This is a genomic window from Dyadobacter frigoris (assembly GCF_005280585.1).
In the GTDB taxonomy this organism is placed as follows: domain Bacteria; phylum Bacteroidota; class Bacteroidia; order Cytophagales; family Spirosomataceae; genus Dyadobacter; species Dyadobacter frigoris.
This window is the reverse complement of record NZ_SZVO01000006.1, coordinates 199,865-226,864: the sequence shown is the minus strand read 5'-3', so window position 1 is coordinate 226,864 and position 27,000 is coordinate 199,865. Positions and strand designations below refer to the sequence as shown.

Here is a 27,000-nt window from a genome sequence, read left to right as displayed (position 1 = left end):
ATTATCTTACTGAGCCGGATTTCCGTACATATTAAAAGCCGCCAGATGTTTCTGGAAAATGGCTTCATATTTTTTGGCAGCTGCTTCCTGTTTTGCTTCCTTGCATTCGTGAACAATGGTTTGGAGAATATATAAATCCACCTGGCTGTCCCGACGTTTTGTAGTAGGGTTTTCTTTTGACCAGGTCAGGTTTTCATCCGAACGATTTGCCATGACGTCAGCAATTTCAAGTGCTTTTTTAGTTTCTCCCAGGTCAAAAAGTGTACCGATGAAATTTGAAGAAATCTGATCGTAAGGTATACTTTTGTCCGGCATTACCGTCAATGCCTTATCCATTGCCTTTTTTGCTTCGCCGGTTTTGCCATCTGCGATAAGCTGTCCGGCAAGTCTTAGGAAAGCAATACGAGCGGTAAAAATTGGTGAACCAAGATACGTATTGTCGTAATATGTTTTTGGATTGTCAAGATCTCTCCAGAACATTTTGGTCATCAGATTCTTGTACATGATATCTGAATTTACGTAACCGTCAGAAGCCCCCGGAACTTTCACAGGCAAAAGACGGTAAGCATAACCTTCAAGCTGCATATATTCTTTCAAGTTCAGATAGCTTGATCCGCCCAATGTTGAAGAGAAATAAATTGGTCTTTTCCAGTCGTTGGTAGCGATCATGTCAAGCATCATCAAATCCGATTTATACAAATCACCTTTACCAACCGTCCAGCTGATAGAATCGCTCAGGTAAGGTAAAAGATCACTTTTGATGATATTCATTTTCTTAACAGCTTCAACATCCACAGGTAGGAAAAGAATTGAAGAAGGCAAAATAGAAGTCATATCTCCACTTGTTAGCGGTACCTGAATGGCTTTATTTTCCTGTTTTACCAACCCCATGTATTCCTTCAGATTGATACCATTTTTTACACTTGGTATTTCATAAAAAGGAACGATGTCGTTTTTACCAAAAGCATAATTGTTTTTATCCAGAGAAATCGGAAGTGCATCGGACAGATACGTTTTACGTCTCATCTGATCAATATACCAGTCTGTACCTAATAAACTCAGGTTACAAACACGCACATCGGTTCTGAATCCTTCCACTTCCTGAACATACCAGAGCGGGAAAGTATCGTTATCACCGCCTGTAAACAAAATAGCATTTGGTGCACAGGAATTCAGAAGGTTTTTGGCAAAATCAACTGAGTGGTAACGATGGTCACGGTTATGATTATCCCATCCTTTTGCGCCCATAATAACAGGAACGATCAGACTTATTCCGGTTGCAACGCCTGCACGTGTCAATGAATTTTTGACAATTTTATTCAACCCGTCTGCCAGGGCAATTACGCCCATACCAATCCACATACAGAAAATGTAGAATGAACCAACGTAAATATAATCCCGTTCACGAGGCTCGGTAGGAGGGGAATTCAGATAAACTACAAGCGCAATACCTGTCAGCAAAAACAATAAACCAAGAACAAGAAGATCACGCTGACGGCGGAAATACATAATCACAACACCAAATAAACCAAGAATAAATGGCAGCATAAAGAAGTTATCATGCGCCTTGTTGTTCTCAATAATCGACGGAAATTTTTTGAATGCATCCCATGGTAAAAGATTTCCCGCTCCTTCTTCATCACTTTCGCGTCCAACGAAATTCCAAAGGAAATAACGCCAGTACATATGCCCGATCTGGTATGAAAACATGAACGAAAGGTTATGCGCCATGGTAGGTTTTTGCCCTTCCGCAAGTCCTGTCATTTGCTGATAAAGCTGCGGATGACCTGCCTGCGTGCTATACATACGAGGTAAAAGCATGCTGCTGCCCGGTTCATATTCATATTCCGGACGGTAATCGTAGATCGTATATTTCCCAGCTTCTTTACGGTACATAGGTGCACCACGTTTCTGGTTTGTCGGGCGCGAAACAAAAGATGGCCCGTACAATAAAGGACGGCTGCCGTATTGCTCTCTTTTCAAATAAGAAACGAAACTAAGAACGTCATTAGGGTTATTTTCATTGATTGGCGGATTGTATTCTGCACGTACCAGAACCATCAGGTAACATGCATAACCAACCAAAATAAATGCCAGTGACAAAAGACCTGTATTCAATAAGACCTTTGCTTTTTTCTGGGAATAAATAATCCCCCAAACCAGAGAGCCAAGGAAAATAATGATGAAGAATATTACCCCCGATTTAAATGGAAGACCCAGTGAGTTAACGAAAAATATCTCAAATTTTCCGGCAATACTTGGCAGTCCCGGAATAATGCCTGAGTTAATAATAGCAAGGATAACAAGACCGCCAACAAATGCTACAATGCCTCCAAAAATACCTGGTTTAGGATATTTTTTGAAATAATAAACCAGTGCAAGTGCAGGAATTGTAACAAGATTCAGCAAATGGACGCCGATGGAAAGACCAACAAGATAAGCCGTAAAAATCAACCAGCGGTTTTCAGCGGCAGGATCTTCAATGCGTTCCCATTTGAAAACTGCCCAGATTACGATTGCTGTAAAGAATGATGACATCCCGTAAACTTCCGCTTCAACAGCAGAAAACCAGAATGAATCAGACCAGGTATAAGCCAATGCACCAACAACTCCTGCACCCATCAAAAGCAAAATATCTCCCTGGGTCAATTCATCGTCAGTTTTTCCAATTATTTTACGGGCTAAAAGTGTGATAGTCCAGAAAAGGAAAAGGATTGTGAAAGCACTGCTGAGTACTGAAACCATATTGACCCAGTAAGCAACGTTGGAAAGATCACCGAAAGCAAACATGGAAAAAATTCTTCCTATCAAAAGGAAAAAAGGTGCTCCCGGTGGGTGAGGAACCTGTAACTTAAATGCACAGGCAATAAATTCGCCGCAATCCCAAAAACTGGCCGTTCGTTCAACGGTAAGTGCGTATGTAAGAAATGCAATGGCGAAAACAATCCAACCCGTAAGGTTGTTGGAACGGTTGAAACGGGTCATTATAATAGTTTATGGTTATGAGTTTACAGGTAATTGAGGAATTTTTAAGGCAGTTTTATCCAGCCGCATTTCTCCAAAAAATAACTGCATATTTAATCGGTGCCTCAAAATTAGCAAAATAACCTCAACGGCAAGGGTTAAGAGTTCTTAAAAAGTGTTAAAGGATTTGGTTATGACTATTTTTAAGAATAAAATCTTATCCTAAATGTACCATAAGACCGCTGAATCGTGCATTAGATTTTTATTAAACTTTATAAAAAATCCACTTGGCGAGCTCTTTGTAGGTTACTTTTTTGCCATACATCAGTATCCCGACCCGGTAAATCCGCGAGGCAATCCAGATGGTGCCGATAAAACCTAAAACCAGAAAAATCATTGAAAGCGCAATTTGCCAGGCAGGCACACCAAAAGGTATACGAACCATCATGATAATAGGCGAGGTAAAGGGAATCATGGAAGTCCAGAACGCTAAAGTTCCATCAGGATCCCTAAGTACAAACTGGGCAAAAACAAAGGAGAAAATAATGGGTAAAGTAATTGGGAGCATGAACTGCTGTGTATCCGCGTCATTGTCCACGGCAGCACCTACGGCTCCAAAGAGAGCGCTGTAAAACAAATAACCACCCAGGTAATAAAACAAAAAACAGGAAACGATCAGAGGAATATTCAAACTGTTAACCGCACCCAAGACCTCTGCAACCGGATTGTCAACGCCCGAAGCTGCCATTTGAGAAGCTGGCATTCCTTTCTGCATTTTTTGCATTTCCTGCTGAATTTGCCTGGAATCTTTTGGCATTTTGGAACTCAAAACACTGGACGCAACGGTTGTGAGTGAAATTGTCAGGAAAATCCATAATACAAACTGAGTAAGCCCAACCAATGCCACACCGATAATTTTACCCATCATCAGCTGATAAGGTTTTACAGAAGAAATAATAACTTCAACAATCCGGCTTGTTTTTTCTTCCGTTACGCCACGCATCACCTGCGTTCCGTATATGAAAACCGACATGTAGATCAGAAATGCACAAATTCCGCCAATGATCGTGGCAGCACCTGAACTACTCGTTTTTTCTCCTTCTTCGCTAAGACTTATTGTTTCGGAATGAACATTAACACGGGAATCTTCTAAAATTTTATGTGTAATGCCAGCTTCTGAAAGTTTGATATTTTCAATCTGTTTTTCAATAACGTCCTCAATTTCAGATTTAAGCTCCATACTCACATTTTTAGCGGCATAGATCCGTACGCTTTTAGGTGAGGTGATTACATTTTTTGGAATGTAAACCAGTGCATTGGCTTCACTTCCTGTAAAATGGCTTTTTGCGGAATCGATTGAGGATTTCAGGTATGAAAATTTGATTGATTCGGAATCTTTAAACTCATTTGTAAAAAGTCCGCTTTCATCAACAACCTGAACCGTTTTGCTATCCACCGAGCTGATCGCCATCCAGATCACCAGAGCGTATCCTCCTACAAAAAGTACTGGTGCAAGAATTGTCATGATCAAAAATGACTTTTTCTTAACCCGGACCATGTATTCCCTTTTTATGACCAGAAATATATTTCGCATTATCTTAATTTAGTTAGAGAGTAGTTTTAATATCGATGAAGATTAGTGGCTATGCTTCGGGAACCTCGTTGACCGCCCGCATGAAAATATCACTCATGGTAGGAATATTTTCTCCAAAAGCACGAATTTCAACCTGGGGAAGAAGATCACTCAAAAGTTCGTTGGATGTAACAAAAGCCGGCAGATGAATATTGGTACGCAGAAAATCGTTTTCACCAAACGTAGTATTTTCCAGTTTATATTTATGTTCCAATCCGTTCAGATTTCCACGATATTCAACATAAAAGGTATTGGTTTTAAACTGTTCTTTTATCACGGATTTCGGCCCGTCCAATACTTTTTTGGCACGATGAATCAGAGCAATGTTATCACAAAGTTCTTCAACGGTTTCCATGCGGTGGGTTGAAAAAATGATCGTACTGCCTTTTTGTTTCAGTTCCAGAATTTCATCACGTATCAGATTAGCGTTGATAGGATCAAAACCGGAAAAAGGTTCGTCGAGAATAATCAGTGCCGGTTCGTGCAAAACAGTTGAGACAAACTGCACTTTTTGCTGCATTCCTTTGGATAGATCGGAGACACTTTTATCCCACCAGGTTTTTATATCAAATTTTATAAACCAGGTCTTTAGTTTTTCCATGGCTTCCTTTTGGGATAAACCTTTCAATTGGGCAAGATAAAGCAGCTGCTCGCCTACTTTCATTTTTTTGTATAAACCGCGTTCTTCCGGTAAATAGCCAATTTTTGAAATATGCTGCTGACCAAGCGGCTGCCCATCAAACAAAACCTGTCCGGAATCAGGACCGGTAATTTGATTAATAATACGTATCAGTGAAGTTTTTCCGGCACCATTCGGGCCTAAAAGTCCAAAAATACAGCCTTTGGGAATGTTGAGACTAACGTCATCCAGCGCACGATGATTGGAATAATCTTTCGTAATATTTTGAACTTCTATAATATTCATCTTTTGTGTTAAGTAATTTTCTGTGTGCCTTATTGATGCAAGAAATTAAGATGTTATAAAATCGGTATTCCAAAGATGCAAAGTATAAGATGCTTTACAAAGACGAAAACTGATAAATGCTCAAATAGTCGGATTAGTGGTAAAAAACAAAAGAGCCGACAGAATTTCTGCCTGCTCTTTCAATATTCTTGGAATTTAACTTATCAGTTATAAAATATATTTTTCACGGATCTGGAAAAGAACCCAGAAGCCAAGTACGCCGCCAACAATAAAAGCGAATATAGCCAATTGAAGCAGATTACTGATCAGGCTTAATATTAGAGCATAATACAGCAAATTCCATCCGGCTCTTTTACGTGCACGAAGCGGTGAAAACGCCATCAGGTACATAACCATTATGATGGTTGCGATGATTAAACTTACATACATATAAAAACCAGAGCCATAAGCTACCGCACCGATACCAAGCGCCGCGGTGCCAATACCAAACGCAGCAAGCAAACCAAACAGCGTTAAAATAGCACCGACCAAAAGAAAATACGGGCCGTATTTTACAAGAAATTCTTTTACGTTTTCTGGGAAGGGAGGAAATTTGCCCAAAAAGATTGGTTCCAATTCGTTTTCAAGGATAAGTCCGGGTTTCATTCAGGGGAGAAGTTTGGAAAAGTTGATAAACAATTGATTATTTTTAGAAAGCTAGGAAAAATAGTACTAATATTCAATAAAATCGTCCAATGTATAGTATTTATTTTGCTGTTTCATAAATAAGGAGAGCCTAATCATGCACGGCTTTACCCGATTTTAGCTAAGTTTACCAATCCAAAGTGGTATCTCATCTCCAAAATTCTTTTATGAAGAAGAAAATTACTATTGTTAACCTGGCTCTTATTACAATCGCTGCGCTTGCCACAGTACTTAACGCTTACAATATCATTACGATTTCGACGGATGTTTTGGTCGGTTTGCGCTGGACTGCGTTGGCCGGACTGATCATTTTCGCGATAGTAAAGAGGAACCTTACAACATCTATTTTGATTTCGATGCTGGTTGGTACCGAGATTGGATATGATTTCCCGGAACTTGGAACAGGACTTCACTTTTTAAGGCAGATTTTCCTTCAAATGATCAAAACGGTAATTGCTCCGTTGCTTTTTGCAACATTGGTTACGGGTATTGCCGGACATTCTGATTTGAAACAGGTTGGGCGTATGGGCTGGAAATCGCTGCTTTATTTTGAAGTAGTAACAACTTTTGCACTTGTAATTGGTTTATTTTTTGCCAACTGGATCCGCCCGGGCGACGGTATAGATATTCCTGCGAATTTCAGTGCTACATTACCAAAAGTTGTTGAGCAAACCTGGCAGGAAATTATACTTCATTCGTTCCCTGAAAATATTGCCAAATCAATTTATCACGGAGAAGTTCTTCAGATCGTGGTTTTTAGCGTTCTTTTTGGTATTAGTCTTGCATTGATTCCGGCTGCTAAAAAAGAAAAATTTGTAGCCGGAATTGAAACGCTGGCAGAGGTGATGTTTAAATTCACTAAAATCATCATGCTTTTTGCTCCGATTGGTGTAGGTGCTGCTATTGCCGAAACGGTTGGACATATGGGAATCGACGTTTTGAAAAACCTTGCGTTAATGCTTGCCACTTTGTATTGCGCACTTGCGGCTTTCATTTTATTGGTGTTTGTACCAATCATGCTGATCGCACGTATTCCAATCATCAAATTTGTCAAGAATATTTTCGAACCGGTTTCTATCGCTTTTGCTACTACAAGTTCAGAATCAGCTTTGCCGAAAGCAATGGAGAAAATGGAAAAGTTTGGTGTTCCGCGCCAGATTGTTTCCTTCGTTATGCCAACGGGTTATAGTTTTAATCTGGATGGTTCTACGCTATATCTTGCACTTGCCACCGTTTTTGTTGCGCAGGCTACGGGGACAGAAATGTCCATCGGGCAGCAGCTTTCCATGGTGTTTTTACTTATGTTGACGAGTAAAGGTGTTGCCGGGATTCCAAGAGCGACACTTGTTATTTTGTTAGGTGCTATTGCCAACTTCAATATGCCTGAATGGCCGGTGCTTCTTTTGATGGGAATTGACGAGCTTATGGATATGGCCCGTACTTCTGTCAATGTGACAGGAAATTGCCTTGCCACCGCAGTAATCGCTCGTTGGGAGGGAGAATTGGATGACGAAAAAATGCGTTTATCCGATCAGGTTCTGGAACAGGAAGTTGTTTCAGCTTAATTATTTTTAACAGCCGAGAAAGCTACAATAATGTTTACAGTATACGGAATTCCAAATTGCAACACAGTAAAAAAGGCCAGAACGTGGCTTGATGAGAAAGGTATCGCATATACTTTTCATGACTACAAGAAAAAAGGCATTACAGCGGAAAAGATAACAGGCTGGTTTCAATATTTTCCATGGGAGAAACTGGTCAATAAGGCCGGAACAACCTGGAAACAGTTGTCAGAGGAAGAAAAAGCAGCAGTTACAGACGAAAAATCCGCAACTGAATTGATGATTTCAAAAAACTCAGTTATAAAAAGACCATTAATTGAGGATGCATCAGGGAAAGCCATCGCAATTGGTTTCTCCGAATCTGAATACGAAAAAGCATTTTTGTAAGAAACTTTTTGATAAAAAAAAGAGAGCAATAGTTTATGCTCTCTTTTTTTTATCATTTAGAGATTATTTTAACCACTCCTTTACCTTGATATGATTTTGACATAATAACCTGCACAAACTACACATCCTGACAAAATGTTAATCAACGAACACACGGAAAGTCTTATTAATGAAAATATTAAGGCAATTGAAATAATTGCTGATCAACTTCCCGCTATTGTTATCATACATAGAATTGAAGATTTTTCGGTGGTGTATATGTCGCCAAAAGGATTGTCTTTATTGGGGGTAAGCCTGGAAGAATTAAAGCAGATGAAGGCAGAATATCAGCACCGGTTTTTTAATATTGAAGATTCGGATGACTATTGGCCAAAGTTCAAAGTGCTTCTTTCAAACAATGATATGGACGGCAGCATATCGTATTTTCAGCAGGTAAAATTGGCTAAGAGTGAAAACTGGGCCTGGTATATTAGTGCTACCAGGCTTTTTATGCAGGATGAGGCGGGAAATGCCTTTCTGTGCATTACGACAGCCACTGCCCTTGACGAAATGAAACATATGCCGGCAAAAGCTGAACGTTTGTTAGAAGAAAATACTTTTCTACGAGAGAATTATCAGAGATTTTCAACACTTGGAAAACGGGAAAAGGAGATTTTGAAATGGGTTTCCTATGGCAAAAGTTCACCGGAAATATCAGAAGAATTAGGAATTGCATCGGCAACTGTGGATGCACATCGTAAAAATATCAAGAAGAAATTATCGATAAGTTCTTACTATGATTTCGCTCAGTACGCCAGGGCTTTTGACCTTATTTAAACAACAAAAAGAGTCCGGTCCGACTCTTTTTGTTGTTTAATATCAAACTTTATTTAACCTTACTTTTCGCAGCTTCCAATGATTTCTGTTTGTTCTGCAAATCGACCAGAGAGTTATCGGCTTCCAGTTTTTTCTTTTCCAGCTCAGCTTTTAATTCTGTCAGTTTCTTTTCAGTTTTTTCAATGTCTTTGGCAGTATTGTCGTTATCCTTCTGTAATTTCTGGTAGGTTTTTGTCGATGTGGTAAAAACTTCATCAGCCACACGTGCATCTTCACGAACCAGAGCATAATCAGCAAAATCTTTCAAAAGAGCTTCTGCACTTTTATATCCATCATCAGTTGACGCTGTGATATACTGGCCATTAATATTTAGCGCAAGAAAAACCTGTGAAAGGTCTTTTCCTGATGTGATCTGGCTTGTAACCAAAACCGGGCTGGTGGAAATGGAAGTTATTGCAGCTTTCTCTATTGTATAAACACTGCGTTTACTTTTAACTTTTCCGAATTTTTCCAGGTAGGATTCCCAGTATTTGCTCAGATATTTTTCCGAGATATTCTGGTTCAGGTTTAAACCTAAATATTCCTGTTTGTCAATGGTAGCTTTTCCCGGAGAAATTGTTTGGGCGTGTAAAGTAGCTGTTACGAATAAAGCAGCAGCAAGAACGACTGAACGAATCTGAAGTTTCATTTTCTTAATTTTTTTGGTCAAAAATTGATTAGACAGTTATAATTTTTTTGTTACAACTACCGCCCTTTTCTGGTTAAAAAGTGTCGTAGCAAAAAGGTAGATATCACCACCTTCTTTAAGACGCCATTTTTTTCTCAGGTCATCAATTTTTGCAGGAAAATTTCTGATCGTCAGATTTGCCTTATTGTCTGGTACAAATTGTCCTATTCCTTTTGCATCGGGTTTACAAACTGCGGTAACTTCAAAAGTACGTCCTGGGAAATCTGAGACCAGATTTTTGGAAGTATACAAATGACTGTGAGCAGCCAGTTTTTTGACTTCAAATGCTGTACACAAATATTTAAATGCACCTGCTTTTAATATTGCAGGATGAGGTTCATAAAGATAAGAAATTGGTTCGCTGAATTCAATTACGGCATCCCGTTCCTGATTCCGGGAAAAATCCAGTTCATGAATTGTTTCGCCAGCCGTATTAATTACCCGGGCTTTAATCAGAAATTCATCGTTATATGTTTCATTTATATTAAAAAGTAATTCTTTACATTCCTGTTCATAACCAATCACATGAACTTCTCTGACCAATTTTAATTCCTGCACCGCAAGGTCAATATCCAGTAAGGGAGAAGTTTTTAAAAGTATATTCGGAGCGTGTTTGAAAAGCTCCGGAAGATGAAATTTTACATCAGGTGCACAATCCGATAATAGCACAACTTTTTGTTTGTTGGCATCCCTCCGGGCCGGATCAGCATAAATCCAGTTTGCCTGCATGTTGTTTTTCTCTATGCCTTCAATAGAATCGGCGTTATGTACTTCGATGTTCCTTGCGGACAGTAATCCGAAATTATATTCAGCTGTTTTGGCAACTTCTTCCTGTTGTTCGAAATAATGGGTTTTCTCAAAATTTTTACTCAGATAAAACGAATCAACACCCATACCGCCGGTAATATCAATCAGCGTTTTTCCTTTAATTAATGAAGATTTGTATTTCGCAGTTGCTTCGGATGAGCTTTGTTCAACAGAAAGTGATGGCGGGAAAATCAGTTTTTCAATCGACGCCCATTCAGGTAATTTTTTTGAAGCTTTTTGTCTTGACAAAATCTGGGCAGCAAGTTTTTTGACATCAAGATCCTTAAACTGACCGGATTTCAATATCAGTCTGGTTACATCCTCATCGCTATGTTTTTGTATAAAAGCAAGTTCAGCTTCTGTAAAACCAGTTTCCGGTACATTTTTATTTGTCAAAAAATCGCTCATTATGTCCTGTTTGGACAGGTTTTTATTCCTGTTTTCAAGCCCGAAATTACAGTTTTTTTATTTATAAAAATTCCTGTTAACGACATCCGAAGCTAGATTCCTTTGAATCAGAGTGATATACCGCCACAAAGGGCAATTTCCTCTTATTAAGCTTCGGTAATCTGTTTTAGTTTAAGTTGGACGAACCAAATGAAAATTATAAATTGTCGGTTATTATAGTAATTTCCTAAGTTAACCTTTTTTAATCATGAGAATTAAAACCTTTGAAGAGTATCAGGTTGCCTACCAGCAAAGTGTGGACGATCCCGAAGGTTATTGGGCCGAAGTTGGCCAACAGTTTCAATGGCGTAAACCATGGAAAAAAGTTTTAAGCGGTGATTTCGCAGAAGCAACCATAAAATGGTATGAAGGCGGCGTTTTAAATATCACCGAAAATGCACTTGACAGGCATCTTGCAGACAAAGGTGACCAGCCTGCGATTATCTGGGAACCAAATGATCCGGATGATCAGTCTGTGACAATTACGTATCGCGTTTTATACGATCGTGTGTGTCGTTTTGCCAATGTTTTGAAAAAACATGGTGTAAAAAAAGGAGATAGAATTTGTATCTATCTGCCTATGGTTCCGGAGCTTACGATTGCAGTACTCGCATGTGCCAGAATAGGCGCGGTTCATTCTGTTGTTTTTGGGGGGTTCTCTGCTAAATCAATTGCCGACAGGATTAATGATGCGGAATGTACCATGGTAATTACTTCCGACGGATCATTCCGGGGGCAAAAGGTAATTCCAATGAAAGAAACGGTTGACAATGCACTTGATTTGTGCAAAACGGTTAAAAACGTAATCGTAATGACACGTACCCGCACGCCTGTTTCCATGTTGAAAGGAAGAGATCTGTGGTGGGAAGAAGAAGAGAAATCAGTGGATTCTGTTTGTCCGGCTGAACCGATGGATGCAGAGGATACACTTTTTATTTTATACACATCGGGCTCAACCGGGAAACCAAAGGGTGTTGTACATACAATAGCGGGTTATATGGTCTTTGCGACCTATACTTTTGCTAATGTTTTTCAATACGAGCCAGGCGAAATTCATTTCTGTACGGCTGATATTGGCTGGATCACCGGTCATAGTTACATCGTTTACGGACCGCTCTGTTACGGTGCAACTTCCCTGATTTTTGAAGGAATTCCAACCTATCCTGATGCTGGCCGTTTCTGGCAGATTGTGGCGAAACATAAAGTAAATATTCTTTATACGGCACCAACGGCAATTCGCTCGCTGATGAGTTTTGGATTATCTTTTGTAAAAGATAATGACTTGTCGTCTTTAACAAAACTAGGTTCAGTAGGTGAGCCGATTAACGAGGAAGCCTGGCAATGGTTTAAGCAAAATATCGGAAAGGGAAATTGTCCGCTCGTGGATACCTGGTGGCAGACCGAAACCGGCGGTATTATGATTTCTTCCCTTGCTGGTGTCACGCCTGAAAAGCCAACTTATGCGACTTTACCTTTACCCGGAATTCAGCCTGTTTTGGTTGATGAAAAAGGTGAAATTATTGAAGGAAATGGCGTAAGTGGAAATCTTTGTATCAAATTCCCATGGCCGGGCATTATCCGTACCACTTATGGAGATCATGAGCGGTGCAAACAAACCTATTTCTCAACCTATCCGGGTATGTATTTCACAGGTGACGGATGTCTTCGTGATGAAGATGGGAATTACAGAATTACAGGCCGTGTTGATGATGTAATGAATGTATCCGGACACAGGATTGGTACTGCGGAGGTAGAAAATGCGATTAACATGCACTTGGGTGTCGTTGAATCTGCTGTGGTTGGTTATCCGCATGAGATCAAAGGACAAGGTATTTATGCCTACATAATCACGGAAAATAAACCGGATGATCCCGAAATGATGCGCAAGGATATTGCAGCCACAGTTTCCAGATTAATCGGCCCGATTGCCAAACCGGATAAAATTCAGTTTGTTTCAGGATTACCAAAAACCCGTTCAGGGAAAATTATGCGACGCATTTTGCGTAAGGTAGCTGAGGGAGAAATGGATAGTTTGGGAGATATTTCAACTTTACTTGATCCGGCTGTTGTGGAAGACATTAAGGCAGGAGCATTGTAAGAAAAGTATAAATGGCAGATTGATTGAAACTTTCAATTAATCTGCCATTCTTTATTTAAGCTAATTTTTTATCAGAACTGCAACCGCAGCCCTTTCCGCATCCGCCGCTGCTGTCAAAAGATTTATATATCTTCCAACCAATATAACTTGCGGCGCCTATAAAAAGAGCGAATATTATTACTTGCTGTATCATGTTTTCTAAACAGATTTTTAGGCCCAATTGTTCCTGGCGGCCAACTGAAATGCCTGTTGATAATGATGTTCGCTATGCCACGCATAATTTGCTATAACCATATCCAGACGGTTTGTACTGTTATTGGCGGGATGCACATACGTGCGAGCCAATTCCTTTTCTCCCAGGGAATTCAAAAGTAAAACCCAGCGTAAGTGAATGTATCGTATCAGTTGTAACGATAATTCAACCTGAGCTTCTTTTGCATCCGGCAATTCCGCCCAAAGCTGCTCCTCGTAAGGTTTTATCGTTGGATTATCTTCCGTCAACGCAAGGCGGAAACGTATATAAGCGTTCATGTGGCTGTCGGCTACATGATGTACCAGTTGTCTGACTGTCCAGCCTTCAGGACGATAAGTCGTGTTTAATTTTTCGTTATCCCAGCCACCTAATAAATTGATAAATTTAGAAGGTAACGCGCTGATAATCTGAATATTTGTTTTTATTTCAGCAGGTGTGTATTGATCCTGCGGAACAAATCTTCCAATAGGAAAACGAAGCTGTTCCAGTTCCATGATGAGATTGAGGTTAATAATTAATACCGGTTTATTTGTTAATGTATTTTAATTGAAATTATCCTTGATTGCAGCCACCAGTTCCGCATGTCCGCCCGAACCAGCTATAATATCACCGCCAAAAAGATAATTGTCTCCTCCGTTAAAATCGGTAACCGTTCCGCCGGCTTCTTTTATCAAAAGTACACCAGCAGCCATATCCCAGGAATTGAGATTGTACTCATAAAATCCGTCAAAACGTCCGGCAGCCACATAGGCTAAATCAACAGCTGCTGCTCCCATTCTCCTGATGCCATGCGTTTTTTGCATAAGCAATTCCAGAATGTACATGTATCGCTTTTGTTTTTCAAATTTATAATACGGAAAACCCGTTGCGATTAAACTTTCCTGTAAAGTTTTAACCTTTGAAACAGACATTTTCTTTTCATTGCACCAGGCTCCGCCGTTTTTCCAGCCAAAGAAAACTTCATCAAGACTTGGCTCGTGAATTACGCCCAGCAGCAATTCTTTACCTCTCGCCAGACCAACACTAACGCAATACACAGGAATTCCATGAATGAAATTTGTAGTGCCATCCAATGGATCGATAATCCAGTTTAGCGCTTCTGGATCCGGTTCTTGTCCGGTTGTACCTTCCTCTGTAATATAACTTGCTTCCGGAAGAATTTTACTCAAACCCGCAACCAGCATTTTTTCTGCCTCTTTGTCCACGTAAGAAACGAGATTATTGAGGTCTTTATATTCAATTTTATCTCTTGAAAAAGATTTTGCTTCCCGCTGAATAAAGGCAGAAGCTTGTTTTACAATTTCTATCGTTTGTTTAGTCAGCAATTCCAGATCCATGCTTTTCTATCCTTTTTGCGGGATTTTAGAAAGTGAATTATTAATGTAATAAACCCTTGTGATCAACATAACCAGAATCGGTATTACTACAAAATTATGTTTTACCAGGTTTGCAGTTGATGCCATTAAAAGTATTGCATAGAAAATCAGCACAAACTGAAACCAGGCCGGTTTTTTGTCTTTTGAAATATACCAAATTAAAGGCAGCCAAAGCGGAAATGCCCAAAGAATATCGTAATTCCAGGTTGTTACGCCATGATTGGTCCCAAACCATAAAAGCAGAATTAACCACCCAATTAACCCAACAATAGTAAAAAGAATTTTATCGAATGTAAAATTGACGGTCTCTTTTTTGGATTGATAAAAAGTGTATGCCAAGACAAGCGCGGCAAGTGTCCAGAAGAAGATCATGGGCGTAATTTCAAAGCCTTTTTCAACCGGAGCTGCTACGAAAAGATCTCTTGTAACTGCTACCAATGGCGTTGTTTGACCGTTCAGTTTTATTTTAGAATCAGCAAAAGCACTGCTCAAATTATCAGGTAAAAAGGTCGCCTGAGCCGGTGTTGCAATTTCATCAGATGGTGCGCCGATAGCCAGATCCATTCCGAAATCCGACCATGGTTTTTGTTTGTAAGCGTATTTGTCAATCCATTGACGGAAACTTAGTGTATCCTTTGTATAACCAGGGAATGTCAAACTATCACCCGCTGCCGCTTTTAATGCATCTGAAAGACGGGTTGAGCAATTGTCGTAAAAGAATTTATACTGATATTCCCGGTTTTGGGGTAGGTGGTTTGTTTCGAGATAATTGTAAAGTTTCTGCTTTTGGGTTGGTGAAAGATTTAAAACCTGTTCCTTAATGAAGCGGTTTTCGGCCTGCCAGTAAGGAGCCTCCAATGCCAATGGCGCTACTGAAATCGTATAAGGTAGTGTTCCGCGCAAAAATTTGACGTAAAAGTTTCCAGTCTGAAAACTGAATGAACCATAGCTGTAAGCATTATCCAAACCGGTGATCGGATCATAAATCCACAAAACGCTGTGCCCAAAACCTGAATATAATTCTTGTCCCGGCCCAATAGTTACGAGGCTTACTTTTGCTTGGGGACTTAAAGTGCCAAATTGAGCATTTGCAGGTTTGCTGAAAAAAGTGGTCAGGAAAAGTAATGCAAAGAAAGTGCCGGTTAAAGTTCTTTGGATCTGGTGGTTGCTTTTGGGTTTCAAATATTTTATCATGTTAATTCTGGTCGCTGTAATCGGAGGATTTTTTCTTTTCGTCAGCTTTGCCCGCAACAATAATTACGATTTCGCCTTTGATTGTTTTTTCTGAAAAATAGGTTATGATTTCTTGTATCGTACCTCTAACGTTTTCTTCGTAAATTTTAGTCAGCTCCCGGGAAACACAGGCCTGTCTGTCGGCTCCGAAATATTCTGCAAATTGCTGCAAAGCTTTGATCAAACGATGCGGTGATTCATAGAAAATCATCGTTCTGTCCTCGTTTACCAGATTTTGCATTCTCGTTTGTCTGCCCTTTTTATGTGGCAAAAATCCTTCGAAAGTGAACCTGTCACTTGGTAATCCGGAATTGACAAGGGCCGGGACAAAGGCTGTCGGGCCGGGAAGACATTCTATTGTTATACCATATTTTATACATTCTCTTACCAGAAGAAATCCTGGATCGGAAACGGCGGGCGTGCCAGCGTCGGAAACCAGTGCCATGGTTTCACCTTTTAAAATGCGCTCTATAATCCGGGTTATACTTTGGTGCTCATTGTGGATGTGATAGCTGTGCATGGGTTTGCTGATGCCCAGATGTTTCAGCAACTGACCGGAAGTTCTTGTGTCTTCTGCTAAAACTACGTCCACGCTTTTTAATACGTTGATGGCACGCAGGGTAATATCTTCAAGGTTGCCGATTGGCGTTGGTACTATGTAAAGCTTCATTTGGTAAATTTAATTCGGTAACGTTTCGGAATATTGGTTAGGGCATCGTTGGGGTAACCGTTGGGTAACCGTTGGGGTAACCCTCGTGGTTACCCGTTCCCATCCATGAACTTTCTCCGGGCTATTTTTATTTTCCTTTATTTAATTTTCGTTTGGGTTTTTATTCCGTTTTAGGTTTTGGTCGGGATTTCCGGGCAACCACAAGGGTTTGCCCCTACGATGCCAAAATCATATCAATTCGATTGGCCAGGATTTTGTCTTTTTCGGTTACTTTATCACCGGCGTCATGGGTGCTTAATTCGATGTTAACTTTGTTGTAGGCATTTGACCACCATGGATGATGATCCATTTCATCAGCAACTGCGGCTACTTTCGTCATAAAGGCAAAAGCACTTTTGAAATCCTTAAAAACGAAAGTACGTTTTAGTTTGTCATCTTCTTCCTTCCACATCGTTTGAATAATTTAGTTTTCCTGATGAATTTTCTACTTTTGCACAAACTGAAAATGATATAAATTAATGTAAATATTTGTTTTTCAATATGTTATATTTTACATAAAGCTTCCATGATTATAAATTTTCAGTGAAATCATTAATAGTAAACGAAAAGTATATCGAAATATGTTCTATTGCCAGGAAGTGTATAAAAAACATTATTTGACCGAATATACTAGGATAAAAGCTCATTTATAAATTTTTAGAGTAAATAGCCGATTCCCTTTGGATGAAGTATATTTGCATTTTAGTGAGGTAGAATCCGTCAGGTTGTCATATTCCGGCAAACCGGAAAAATCAGGAAATAATTATGAAAGTAGAACTAGTGCGTGTAAATGACGCATTTCATTTTGAAGGAACAGGGTCATCGGAAGTAAAAGTACATACCGACGGGTCTCCTGAAATCGGTGGTATTGGTGCTGGTGTAAGACCAATGGAATTGTTATTAATGGGGCTGGCAAGTTGCAGTGCTATCGACGTTGTACTCATTTTGAAAAAACAGAAACAGGATATTACTGATTTCCGGGTAACTGCTGATGGCGACCGTGAGGAAGAAGAAGGTACAAAACGTAGTCCGTTCCGTAATATTCATTTGACATATAAATTTACAGGAAACGATCTGGACGAGAAAAAAATTGATCGGGCCATTGCTCTTTCAATGGAAAAATATTGCTCTGCTACTGCTCAGCTAGAAGCGCTTGCGACCATTACGCATAGTGTAGAAATTGAAGCGGCAATGTTAAAAAGCTAATAATAAGGAAATTTATTTCCAGTAAAATATATAAGAATGCAGCAATACCACGATTTACTTCGCCATATTTTAGATAACGGAGTTCGTAAAACGGATCGTACGGGAACGGGAACAATTAGTGTTTTTGGTTACCAGATGCGCTTTAATTTGAAAGAAGGTTTTCCGCTTGTGACAACCAAAAAGGTACATACCAAATCCATTATTTATGAGCTGCTTTGGTTTTTGAAAGGTGATACCAATATCAAATATCTAAAAGATAATGGAGTTTCAATCTGGGACGAATGGGCAGATGAACGCGGCGATCTTGGACCGGTTTATGGTAAACAATGGCGAAGCTGGGAAGGAACGAATGGAAAGTCATTTGATCAGTTGCAGGAAATCCTAAATTTGTTGAAAAATAGTCCGGATTCAAGACGGATTCTGGTTTCAGCCTGGAATCCTTCCGAACTTTCACAAATGAAACTTCAACCTTGTCATGCGCTGTTTCAATTTTACGTAGCGCCTCCTGATACTGATAAAGGTGAAACGAAAGGGAAATTGTCTTGTCAGCTTTATCAAAGAAGTGCTGATGTGTTTTTGGGCGTTCCGTTTAACATTGCCAGTTATGCATTGTTGACGATGATGATCGCTCAGGAATGTGATCTTGATCTTGGCGATTTTGTATGGACAGGCGGTGATACTCATATTTACAGCAATCACCTTGAACAAGTGGAATTGCAATTGAGCCGGACATTCCGTCCTTTGCCCCAAATGGTATTAAATCCGGAAGTTAAAAGTGTTTTTGACTTTGAGTTTGAGGACTTTTCTTTGGAAAATTACAATCCATGGCCAGGAATTAAAGCACCGGTAGCGGTTTGATTTTTCCTTTTAATAATATATAAAACGGATAAAAGACTAATGTTGTTAATCAGCTAATGTTTAGTCTTTTATCCAATTTTTTTGCTTAATAAGCTGTGCCGGACATTGAGTTCTGCATTAGAAATACAAAAATGAGTATCCAATATATTTTAGAGATCATCGGGACTTTTGCATTTGCAATTTCAGGTGCTCTTTCTGTGAAAGACCAGAAACATCAGGACTGGTTTGGGGCAAGTTTTACTGCTTTTCTTTGTTCAATCGGCGGAGGAACGATGCGCGATGTACTGTTAGATAGTTATCCTTTGGTCTGGATAAGTGATATTACAATTCTCTACGCGATCATAGCCGGAATTTTAACAACCTTCATTTTTTACAAATATCTGATTGGTTTAAGAAGAACATTATTTTTGTTCGACACTTTTGGAATCGCACTTTTCACTATTGTTGGAACAGAGAAGGCGCTTCACTTGGGAGTGCGGCCAGAAATTGCAGCCATTATGGGCGTTTTTACTGCGATCATGGGCGGCGTTGTCCGGGATATGATGAATAACGAAATTCCGATTATTTACCGAAAAGAAGTGTATGCAACGGCCTGTCTGGCAGGTGCAGTTTCTTATCTGGTTTTGGATAGGGCAGGAGCGGAGCGGAATGTTGCTTTTATCGTTGCTTCACTGGTTATTATTACGATCCGGATTCTTGCAGTTCGCTATGAATGGAGCGTTCCGAAATTTTTTAGATAAGATCATTATTGCATGTAAATACAAAACGACCGGTTCAGTCATTGAGCCGGTCGTTTTGTATGTCATTTAAATATTACTTCTTTTTCTTTTTACTTTTTGAGTTAACTTCTTTGGCAGGAGCTTTTGCCTGCATATCTGTAATTCCTTTTGCTATTTGTGTTTTATAAAAATCATATGCACCATCAGGAGATGCCGCACCAACGGTCAATGCTTTTTGAGCTATTGGCAAAGCTTCCGAAGCTTTACCCATTTTGTCAAGGATTTGTGCCTTAATCCAAAGATTTGACCAGCCTTCTTTCAAGCCAATTGCCTTATCAGCCAATGACAATGCTTTTCTCAAATCAATATTTTTTGATAAGAAGTAACCAGCTGCACTTTGTAAAGTAGCAACATCCTCTGGTTTGTCCTGAACTGCCCTGTCAAGCGATGCAATGGTTAATTCCTGTGTGGCCAGGAAAAGTTTTACAGGTACTTTTACAGTTCCCCACGCAATATTCATCAATGTTGTAGAATCTGTAATATCAGAAAAACTGATTTCAAACGATTCTGTTGATTCTCCTGAAACAGGTATGGCATCAATACGTGCAACGTCTTCTGTTTCTTTATAAACGTCCGTATTAGCGTTCAGATTTTTATTCAGAATAACCGTCCATTTTGCTTTTTCAGGAATAGAAAAAAGCACATATTTCCCGGCGGGTACTTTTTTATCACCAAAAGTGAAATCTGTTGTCGATTCAAAAATAGTTGGCTGATTAGCGCCAGTGCGCCAAAGTTGCCCAGTCGGAGCAATTGGAGACTTGTCCGCGAAAACCGCACGGCCTTTTATAGCTGGGCGAGAATATTTTACGGTAAAATCAGTAATTCCTACTGTCTGGATTATTGTTGCTCCCGGACTTGCCTGTGGTGTGCGCTGTGCAAGTGAGGCTGATGCAACGGCGATAGCAAAAGTGAGGGATAATAAATACTTTTTCATTTGGGTAATGATGTTTGTTTTTTGATCTGTTAAACTTGTGGTGAAATTAGAATGAAATAATTACATAGCCTATTAAATGAAAAGAAGCAGCTTACTTTCTTTACTTGATTCCTACATTCCAACCGAGGGGCTTGAAACGGAAATGTACCTTGAAACAAAACAATTTATAAATGACAATCCTGAATGTTTTGAACGGACATTACAAATCGGCCATATAACGGCTTCCGGCTGGGTTGTTTCGCCAAACCGGGATAAAGTTTTACTGATGCATCACCGGAAACTGGATCGTTGGTTTCAACCTGGCGGGCATGCTGACGGAGACCCTGATGTACTTCACGTTGCCGAAAAAGAAGTGGAGGAAGAAACTGGTGCGTCAAATCTTAAACTGGCAAAGGACGGAATATTTGACGTTGATGTGCATTTGATTCCTGCCAATAGCAAAGACCCTGCGCACTATCATTACGATATTCGTTTCGTATTTGAAGGAAATCCGATGGATGAGCTGATTATCAATATTGAATCAAAAGATGTTCAATGGATAGCAGTTGAAAACATTCATCTGTATAACAATTCAGAATCGTTAATGAGGATGGTCGGGAAAACGGCATTGATTTAAGAAACTGTTTCACATTGAAGCGGTGGAAACGCCGCGAATCCTGAAAATTGTATTCCCTTGAGCATCTGTGTTAGGTTGCGGAACTGATCTCTTTTCTATTCCCCGAATTCTTATTTCGTTTTCTTTGGCAATATTTTTTTCTGTCCTGGTAACTATATTTAAAATAGTCAAATCAGGAAATTGCGTATTCAGGTAATCCGTTTCTGATCCTTTTAAGACTTCAACTTTTAGGATATATGATGAATCAATTCTGAAAGTTGAAACTTCTTTCAATATTTCATTATCCAGCATATAAATGGTTGGTGTGAGTGCATTCTTTTTATATCTGGCAGTAATGTCCAGAATGGATAAAAGATGAAGGTTTTTAGGATTTTTAGATTTGATAAATATTTGTCCTTCAGGTACCTTTTTGTTTTCTTTTGAAATAGATATTGAATCAATTTGATGGATGTCGAAATTTGGAAATGATCCATATTTAACGGAATCCAGATAAATTTCAGGACGGAAGTTTTCAGGCTTATAGATTTGGCCTTGAGATTTAACAGCAATAAAAAGCAGAATAACAACAAAGACATTTTTCATAGTGTGGCTTTTCTAAATAAAGTAAATCATTACCCAGTTACTACTGCTTTACAAATTTCAAAGTGCGGGTCCGGTTTAATACATCAACTTTTATAAGATACAAACCGGCGCTGAGTGAATTGGTCGGAAGTGGTATGGTGGAATTTAAGACGTGTTGATTTTGCCAAATTGTCTTTCCGTTTTGTGAAATCAGACTTAATGTTGATTTTTTGCCAATTAATGAAACTGGAAAAGTTAAGGTCAGATCCTGTTGAACAGGATTTGGGGAAAGAATAATATCATTTAAAACATCCGGCTCAGTACCCAAAAGAATAAAATCATTTTTAATAATCGCTTCGGCCAAAGCACCATTTGGCACACCAAAACCCAATAAATTATCAGGATTTGAAGCCTGATTTCCGGATTTCTTCAAAGCTGTTATAATTTGCTGGGCAGTAAGTTTTGGAAAAGCTTGCCAAAGTATTGTAGCCAGTCCTGCTATTTGAGGAGCTGAAAAAGAAGTTCCGCTGCTTGTTGTGGCAGAACCGGTTCCGGTACTATTGCCCACAACTGCACCAGAGCCAACCGCAGAAATATCAGGTTTTAGCTGTCCTATAGCATTAGGTCCCACGGAGCTGAACGCAGCGTAGCTTCTGTCCAAAGTAGTCGCACCAATACTGGCAACGGAATCCACATCAGCAGGAGCGGTGATATAATGCCATGCCTTGTTTCCTTCATTTCCGGCGGAGTTTACAACCAAAATTCCCTTTCTTGTGGCGAACCTGGCCGCCCGGGAAATGATAGTTGTTTTCCCATCCATACTTTTGTAGGTATAATTGTACTCCGCAGAATTAAATTCATCGTCAAAAGTATTATATCCCAAAGAAGAACTGATCACATCAACGCCCACGCTGTCGGCACGTTCGGCTCCCATCAGCCAGGTAACTTCTTCATACGGAGATTCCATGAATACATTTTCTGTACGATATAAAGCAAACGAAGCTTTAAATGCAGCACCGATCATGCTACCCGGCTGGTATGCCGCGATCGTCGATAATGCGTTTATGCCATGCGAATCATCGTCATAAACATTGCTTTCTCTTGTTATAAAATCGTGGGTGTCAATGATCCGATTTTCATCAAAAACGGGCTTCATATAATTGAGTTCGTTGGCACGGTTAAAACCGGCATCCAAAACTCCGATGAGCATATTTTCGCCATGAAAACCTTCCTGATGCAATTTGTCAACGCCAATTAATGCAAGTTGCTGCTGCATAAGGCCATAATTCAGATCTTCTGTGACAGCCTGGGTATCAGCTATTTTTGCGGTTCTTGATAAGCCTGGCGAAGGCGTTGTCAGGTTAGCCAACGCGTGATTTTGTTCGATTCCTTTATAAAAAGCGAGATTTTTTATAGCCGCCAGCTGCGATGCAGAAGCTTCTACTAATGACGCATTGAACCAGCGTGAAGAATAAATTACCGAGGCACCGGTTTGTTTTATTGCGGCGACATAAGTAGGATTAACAGGAAAATCATGCTGTGTAATAGCAATATTTTGATTGGTTCTGCGGGAAATAGCTTTGGCTGACAAAAATTCCGTTGGCCGGCTGACAGAATACGGCGAACCGGCTTTATCCTTGAACAGAATTAAATATCTGGGATTGGTTTGAGCCTGACTGAAATTTGATAAAAAGGATAAAATGCAAGAAGCAACAAGTAAAAGTTTGATTTTCATTTTTCACAGCATTTGTTGAGAATCACTTCTTTTTATCAAATCATACGCCTGAATATCCCGAAGTGTTGCCCAATTTAAGCAATACTTTCTACCGGTGCATTTTTTCCTCCCAAATTTGAACAATCAAGCAGTTCCTGAATATTTTTATATGGAACCGGCGTTTTCAAATAACCGTAATTTTGCGCGAGTGAACGGGTAACATTATTGTCGCCCATGGAAATATCAATGTCGTCCATACCCAGCTGACAAGGATGTTCATAGCCGGCGGCATTGGTGATTTCGATAATTTCTTTTGCCAGCGTTTTCATATAATTATGGAAACGTTCGCTTTTTAACGTAGGATCAAGGCCGGCTTCCAGCCATTTATTATTGGTTGTTATCCCGGTTGGACAGCGGTTTGTATGACAAGCCTGCGCCTGGATACAGCCGATCGACATCATTGCTTCTCTCGCAACATTCACAATATCAGCACCCATACAAAAAGCCATGATCGCTTGCGCAGGAAGTCCGAGTTTTCCGGAAGCGATAAAAGTGATTTTATCAGTAAGATTCCTTGCCTGGAAAATTTTGTAAATCGTGCTGAATCCGTAGACAAATGGCAAAGCCACATGGTCAGCAAAAGAAGGAGGTGCTGCTCCGGTTCCGCCTTCACCACCATCAATCGTAATGAAATCGGGACCTTTTCCGGTTGCTACCATCAGATCTGCCAGCTGTTCCCACATATCTATTTTTCCTATGGCTGCCTTTATTCCAACGGGTAAACCGGTTTTTTCGGCCATTTGTTCGATAAAATCAACCATGCCATGCACATCAGAAAAAGTACTGTGGTAAGGTGGAGAAACCACATCTTTTCCCATCGGAACCTGACGGATTTCTGCAATTTCCGCGGTTATTTTACTTCCGGGTAATACACCGCCTTTTCCAGGTTTTGCACCTTGCGAAAGTTTTAGTTCGATCAATCTGACAAACGGATTTGTTTGTGTCATTCTGACCAGTTTTTCCATTACAAAATTTCCTTCATGATCACGCACCCCAAAGTAAGAAGTACCCATATTGAAGACCACATCAGCACCAAAACGGTGATATGGAGAAAGTCCGCCTTCGCCTGTATTATGATAGTTCCCGAATTGCAGCGAACCTTTATTCAGCGATTCAATCGCTCTTGCCGACAAAGAACCGTAACTCATCGCACTGACGTTAACAACCGAATGTGGCCGGTAAGGACGTCTGCGTTTATGATAAGCGCCGATCACTTTTGCCGAAGGAATTGTATAATGATTGGGATCTTTTCCGTTTGCCGCGTGATGCGGATGAGTCAGCGGCAATTTATAAGGTAACATCGCCGGTTTAATAAATACAAAACCAGCCTCATTCATATCCTGATCCGAACCGAAGCCCTGATAGTTGTTTTCCTTTTTGGAAGACGCATAAATCCAGGAGCGCTGGCGACGATTGAAAGGTAATTCTTCTCTGTTGTTGGCAACAATATATTGTCTCAACTCCGGTCCGATCTGCTCGATCATATACCGAAAGTGACCCAGAAGAGGAAAATTATGCTGAATGGTGTGTTTCTTTTGAAGGATATCCCGAAGGGCGAAAACGACAAGGATAATAAGAATATATGCCCAGATTGGCACAGAGGCAAAAAAGTCAAAAAAAGCAGTCATAAATTTTTAAATGTGGTGTGCGAGGCCGTTAAGCTAGTTACAATTTTCAGAATAACATAACGGCCTCACTTATATTAGGACAACTGCAATTCTTCCCAGGTTGTCACTTTTGCCAGGTCATTCCAGTAGCCCGGATAAGATTTTACAACAACGCCAGGTTCTTCAATGATAATGTCGTGAATCATACCAACAGGCGCAAAAGCAAGCGCCATACGGTGGTCATCATAAGTAAAAATAGAAGGAACAGCAGTGGCAGCCCAGTCAGATTTTCTTACAACTTCGTATTTCAGATTCGTTTCAACTTCATTCAGTTCGGCACCCAGTTTTTTGAGTTCTTCCTGAAGAGCGAAAACGCGATCCGTTTCTTTAATTTTTAAACTCTCGATACCTGTAAGCGTCAGGTGAATATTTTTCATTGCACAACAAACCGCTACGGTTTGTGCGAGATCGGGGCAGTTTGTAAAATCCCAGGCGATTGAATCAGAAGCAGGGATTTTTTTCAAAAGCACACCACGTTCTGTGAACGTGCTTTGAACACCAAGTTGCGCCATGATATTTACGATATCGCTATCGCCTTGCAGTGAATTTTCCTTTAAGCCAAGTAGCTCAACTTCCGCATCTTCCGCCAAAGCAACAATGCTGTACCAATAACTGGCACCGGACCAATCCGATTCGATCGCGTAATTTTTCGGCTCGTATTTTGATGGTTTTACCTGGATACGATTCGCTTCCCAATCTGCTTCATAAATGATACCGAAATATTCCATTTGTTTCAATGTCATTTCAATATAAGGACGCGAACCCACTTCTCCTTCAAGAAGTATTGTCAAACCATCCGGCAAAGAAGGAGCAATTAAAAGCAATGCAGAAATATATTGGCTGCTCACATCACCCCGGATTTTCAATTCATTCTGACCCGAATAAACAAATCCATTTATCTGCGTCGGCGGATAACCGGGAACATTTTCATACTGAATATCAGCTCCTAATGTTCTAAGTGCATCAACCAGAATTCCAATTGGACGCTCACACATACGAGGCGTTCCCGTCATGCGTTTTTTCTGATTTGTTACGGTGAAATAAGCAGTCAGGAAACGCATTGTTGTACCTGCATCGATCACATCAGCTACGGCATCATCAGATTTCAGCAACCTTAACATCGTCTGAGAATCGCGTGCTTCCGAAATGTTGGAAAGCTCGCATTGAAAATCAGTTAATGCATTGATAATTAAAGCACGGTTGCATTCACTTTTAGATGCTGCCAGTTTGATTTCGGCGCGAATTGGTTTTTGCGGTGGATGTACAAGAATGGATTTCACAATAGTATTATTTCAGATTCAAAATTATTGGTGAGCAGCGTGTTGCAGAAGATTTTTAGCCTTAAAATTTAATAAGTTTCTAATATTTTCAACTTATTTCTGCCATTGATTTTTAAGGTCGAAAAAGTCATTTTATAACAGATAAATCCGGTAGCCATAATAGCTCCTCCAACAATTATAGTGGAAGCGTCGGTTGTATATCGCTTGTTATCAATGCCTTTGTTGAAAAAATCAGCACCTATGTAAATTAATCCTGCCAATGGAAGCAAAGTTGCCGCCTGAGAAATGAAAGGAATACGGCGGTGTGTTTTTACCAGCTTGATTTCTTTCAAAGGAATAGACTGATACGTCATTTGTCCCAATGCTTCGTTAATTACAGCAATGCTAAAAGCAGAATCGGTTACATTGGCGATGGTTTCATTAAATTTGATGGACTCGTTTTTCATCCGGAATTTGATATTATCACCTGGAAAAAAACGGTAACGGTGAAAGCCCCCAAGAACCGGAGAAGCATCCAAAGCCATGTATTTTTGCCCGGGAGCGCCAATTACACGACTGTCGCCACTTTGTTTAAGAAAGAGTTCTTCACTTGAAAGCGCTTTTTTAGGGTCGTAATTATCCTGTGCCCAAACCGGGATACTACCCAGGATGAATAAAATTAGTAATGTCAGAACTGATCTCATAAAGAAAATAGAAAGGCTCAA

General features: G+C 39.9%; 26 protein-coding genes. 8 read left to right on the top strand and 18 right to left on the bottom strand.

The genetic code is table 11. From position 1 onward, the window contains the following. Positions 1 to 6 precede the first annotated feature (6 nt). From FDK13_RS14515 to FDK13_RS14500, 4 genes are all read right to left on the bottom strand, one after another. On the bottom strand, positions 7 to 2,985 hold the full coding sequence (locus tag FDK13_RS14515) for a glycosyltransferase family 117 protein (protein WP_137340725.1): 2,979 nt from the start codon (positions 2,983 to 2,985) through the stop codon (positions 7 to 9). A gap of 244 nt (positions 2,986 to 3,229) precedes the next feature. Next, complete coding sequence (locus FDK13_RS14510; protein WP_137340724.1) at positions 3,230 to 4,558, bottom strand: ABC transporter permease; 1,329 nt, start codon at positions 4,556 to 4,558, stop codon at positions 3,230 to 3,232. 49 nt (positions 4,559 to 4,607) lie between these two features. Beyond that, on the bottom strand, positions 4,608 to 5,522 hold the full coding sequence (locus tag FDK13_RS14505) for an ABC transporter ATP-binding protein (protein ID WP_137340723.1): 915 nt from the start codon (positions 5,520 to 5,522) through the stop codon (positions 4,608 to 4,610). 207 nt (positions 5,523 to 5,729) lie between these two features. Then, on the bottom strand, positions 5,730 to 6,167 hold the full coding sequence (locus FDK13_RS14500; protein WP_137340722.1) for a hypothetical protein: 438 nt from the start codon (positions 6,165 to 6,167) through the stop codon (positions 5,730 to 5,732). Positions 6,168 to 6,373: 206 nt separating this feature from the next. On the opposite strand from FDK13_RS14500, the gene FDK13_RS14495 reads away from it, so the two are divergent. From FDK13_RS14495 to FDK13_RS14485, 3 genes are all read left to right on the top strand, one after another. Next, positions 6,374 to 7,771 carry a dicarboxylate/amino acid:cation symporter gene (locus FDK13_RS14495; RefSeq protein WP_137340721.1) on the top strand — a complete coding sequence of 466 codons (1,398 nt, stop codon included), beginning with the start codon at positions 6,374 to 6,376 and terminating at the stop codon, positions 7,769 to 7,771. Positions 7,772 to 7,801: 30 nt separating this feature from the next. Then, positions 7,802 to 8,155 (top strand): ArsC family reductase, encoded by a 354-nt coding sequence (locus FDK13_RS14490; protein ID WP_137340720.1) that lies wholly within the window; start codon positions 7,802 to 7,804, stop codon positions 8,153 to 8,155. Positions 8,156 to 8,290: 135 nt separating this feature from the next. Continuing rightward, positions 8,291 to 8,971, top strand: coding sequence for a helix-turn-helix domain-containing protein (locus FDK13_RS14485; protein WP_137340719.1), 681 nt, complete (start codon positions 8,291 to 8,293; stop codon positions 8,969 to 8,971). A gap of 49 nt (positions 8,972 to 9,020) precedes the next feature. On the opposite strand, the gene FDK13_RS14480 is transcribed toward FDK13_RS14485, so the two are convergent. Continuing rightward, positions 9,021 to 9,659, bottom strand: coding sequence for a hypothetical protein (locus tag FDK13_RS14480; protein WP_137340718.1), 639 nt, complete (start codon positions 9,657 to 9,659; stop codon positions 9,021 to 9,023). A 36-nt stretch (positions 9,660 to 9,695) separates the two neighbouring features. Beyond that, positions 9,696 to 10,913 (bottom strand): THUMP-like domain-containing protein, encoded by a 1,218-nt coding sequence (locus FDK13_RS14475; protein ID WP_137340717.1) that lies wholly within the window; start codon positions 10,911 to 10,913, stop codon positions 9,696 to 9,698. A 247-nt stretch (positions 10,914 to 11,160) separates the two neighbouring features. Here FDK13_RS14475 and acs point away from each other — a divergent pair, with 247 nt between their 5' ends. Beyond that, entirely contained in the window at positions 11,161 to 13,050 is a 1,890-nt protein-coding gene (gene acs / locus FDK13_RS14470; protein ID WP_137340716.1) for an acetate--CoA ligase, read from the top strand. A gap of 55 nt (positions 13,051 to 13,105) precedes the next feature. On the opposite strand, the gene FDK13_RS14465 is transcribed toward acs, so the two are convergent. The 6 genes from FDK13_RS14465 to FDK13_RS14440 all read right to left on the bottom strand — a co-directional run bounded on the left by FDK13_RS14465 (position 13,106) and on the right by FDK13_RS14440 (position 17,033). Then, positions 13,106 to 13,243, bottom strand: a complete 138-nt coding sequence (locus FDK13_RS14465) for a FeoB-associated Cys-rich membrane protein (RefSeq protein ID WP_137340715.1) — start codon at positions 13,241 to 13,243, stop codon at positions 13,106 to 13,108. Positions 13,244 to 13,260: 17 nt separating this feature from the next. After that, positions 13,261 to 13,797, bottom strand: a complete 537-nt coding sequence (locus tag FDK13_RS14460) for a YfiT family bacillithiol transferase (RefSeq protein WP_137340714.1) — start codon at positions 13,795 to 13,797, stop codon at positions 13,261 to 13,263. A gap of 48 nt (positions 13,798 to 13,845) precedes the next feature. Next, positions 13,846 to 14,640 (bottom strand): inositol monophosphatase family protein, encoded by a 795-nt coding sequence (locus tag FDK13_RS14455; protein ID WP_137340713.1) that lies wholly within the window; start codon positions 14,638 to 14,640, stop codon positions 13,846 to 13,848. 6 nt (positions 14,641 to 14,646) lie between these two features. Then, positions 14,647 to 15,873 carry a lipoprotein N-acyltransferase Lnb domain-containing protein gene (locus FDK13_RS14450; RefSeq protein WP_229216042.1) on the bottom strand — a complete coding sequence of 409 codons (1,227 nt, stop codon included), beginning with the start codon at positions 15,871 to 15,873 and terminating at the stop codon, positions 14,647 to 14,649. Position 15,874: 1 nt separating this feature from the next. Beyond that, complete coding sequence (gene rsmI / locus FDK13_RS14445; protein ID WP_137340712.1) at positions 15,875 to 16,582, bottom strand: 16S rRNA (cytidine(1402)-2'-O)-methyltransferase; 708 nt, start codon at positions 16,580 to 16,582, stop codon at positions 15,875 to 15,877. A 214-nt stretch (positions 16,583 to 16,796) separates the two neighbouring features. Then, positions 16,797 to 17,033 carry a 4a-hydroxytetrahydrobiopterin dehydratase gene (locus tag FDK13_RS14440; RefSeq protein ID WP_137340711.1) on the bottom strand — a complete coding sequence of 79 codons (237 nt, stop codon included), beginning with the start codon at positions 17,031 to 17,033 and terminating at the stop codon, positions 16,797 to 16,799. A 353-nt stretch (positions 17,034 to 17,386) separates the two neighbouring features. Between FDK13_RS14440 and FDK13_RS14435 the strand changes: the two genes are divergently transcribed. The 3 genes from FDK13_RS14435 (at position 17,387) to FDK13_RS14425 (ending at position 19,425) form a co-directional block, all read left to right on the top strand. Then, positions 17,387 to 17,827 carry an OsmC family protein gene (locus tag FDK13_RS14435; protein WP_137340710.1) on the top strand — a complete coding sequence of 147 codons (441 nt, stop codon included), beginning with the start codon at positions 17,387 to 17,389 and terminating at the stop codon, positions 17,825 to 17,827. Between the two features lie 36 nt (positions 17,828 to 17,863). After that, complete coding sequence (locus tag FDK13_RS14430; protein ID WP_137340709.1) at positions 17,864 to 18,685, top strand: thymidylate synthase; 822 nt, start codon at positions 17,864 to 17,866, stop codon at positions 18,683 to 18,685. A gap of 131 nt (positions 18,686 to 18,816) precedes the next feature. Beyond that, positions 18,817 to 19,425 (top strand): trimeric intracellular cation channel family protein, encoded by a 609-nt coding sequence (locus FDK13_RS14425; RefSeq protein WP_137340708.1) that lies wholly within the window; start codon positions 18,817 to 18,819, stop codon positions 19,423 to 19,425. 73 nt (positions 19,426 to 19,498) lie between these two features. On the opposite strand, the gene FDK13_RS14420 is transcribed toward FDK13_RS14425, so the two are convergent. Next, entirely contained in the window at positions 19,499 to 20,398 is a 900-nt protein-coding gene (locus tag FDK13_RS14420; protein WP_137340707.1) for a DUF2911 domain-containing protein, read from the bottom strand. A 76-nt stretch (positions 20,399 to 20,474) separates the two neighbouring features. Here FDK13_RS14420 and FDK13_RS14415 point away from each other — a divergent pair, with 76 nt between their 5' ends. Beyond that, positions 20,475 to 21,014 carry an NUDIX hydrolase gene (locus tag FDK13_RS14415; protein ID WP_137340706.1) on the top strand — a complete coding sequence of 180 codons (540 nt, stop codon included), beginning with the start codon at positions 20,475 to 20,477 and terminating at the stop codon, positions 21,012 to 21,014. 9 nt (positions 21,015 to 21,023) lie between these two features. Here FDK13_RS14415 and FDK13_RS14410 read toward each other — a convergent pair whose 3' ends face one another. From FDK13_RS14410 to FDK13_RS14390, 5 genes are all read right to left on the bottom strand, one after another. Beyond that, positions 21,024 to 21,596, bottom strand: coding sequence for a hypothetical protein (locus FDK13_RS14410; RefSeq protein WP_137340705.1), 573 nt, complete (start codon positions 21,594 to 21,596; stop codon positions 21,024 to 21,026). A gap of 40 nt (positions 21,597 to 21,636) precedes the next feature. Further along, a complete protein-coding gene (locus FDK13_RS14405) occupies positions 21,637 to 23,310 on the bottom strand; it encodes a S8 family peptidase (protein ID WP_137340704.1) in 1,674 nt (557 codons plus the stop codon). A 74-nt stretch (positions 23,311 to 23,384) separates the two neighbouring features. Then, positions 23,385 to 24,977: an FMN-binding glutamate synthase family protein gene (locus FDK13_RS14400; protein WP_137340703.1), complete on the bottom strand. Its 1,593-nt coding sequence runs from the start codon at positions 24,975 to 24,977 to the stop codon at positions 23,385 to 23,387. Positions 24,978 to 25,051: 74 nt separating this feature from the next. Next, a complete protein-coding gene (locus FDK13_RS14395; RefSeq protein ID WP_137340702.1) occupies positions 25,052 to 26,296 on the bottom strand; it encodes a 3-phosphoshikimate 1-carboxyvinyltransferase in 1,245 nt (414 codons plus the stop codon). Between the two features lie 68 nt (positions 26,297 to 26,364). Continuing rightward, positions 26,365 to 26,979, bottom strand: a complete 615-nt coding sequence (locus tag FDK13_RS14390) for a hypothetical protein (RefSeq protein WP_137340701.1) — start codon at positions 26,977 to 26,979, stop codon at positions 26,365 to 26,367. Positions 26,980 to 27,000 lie beyond the last annotated feature (21 nt).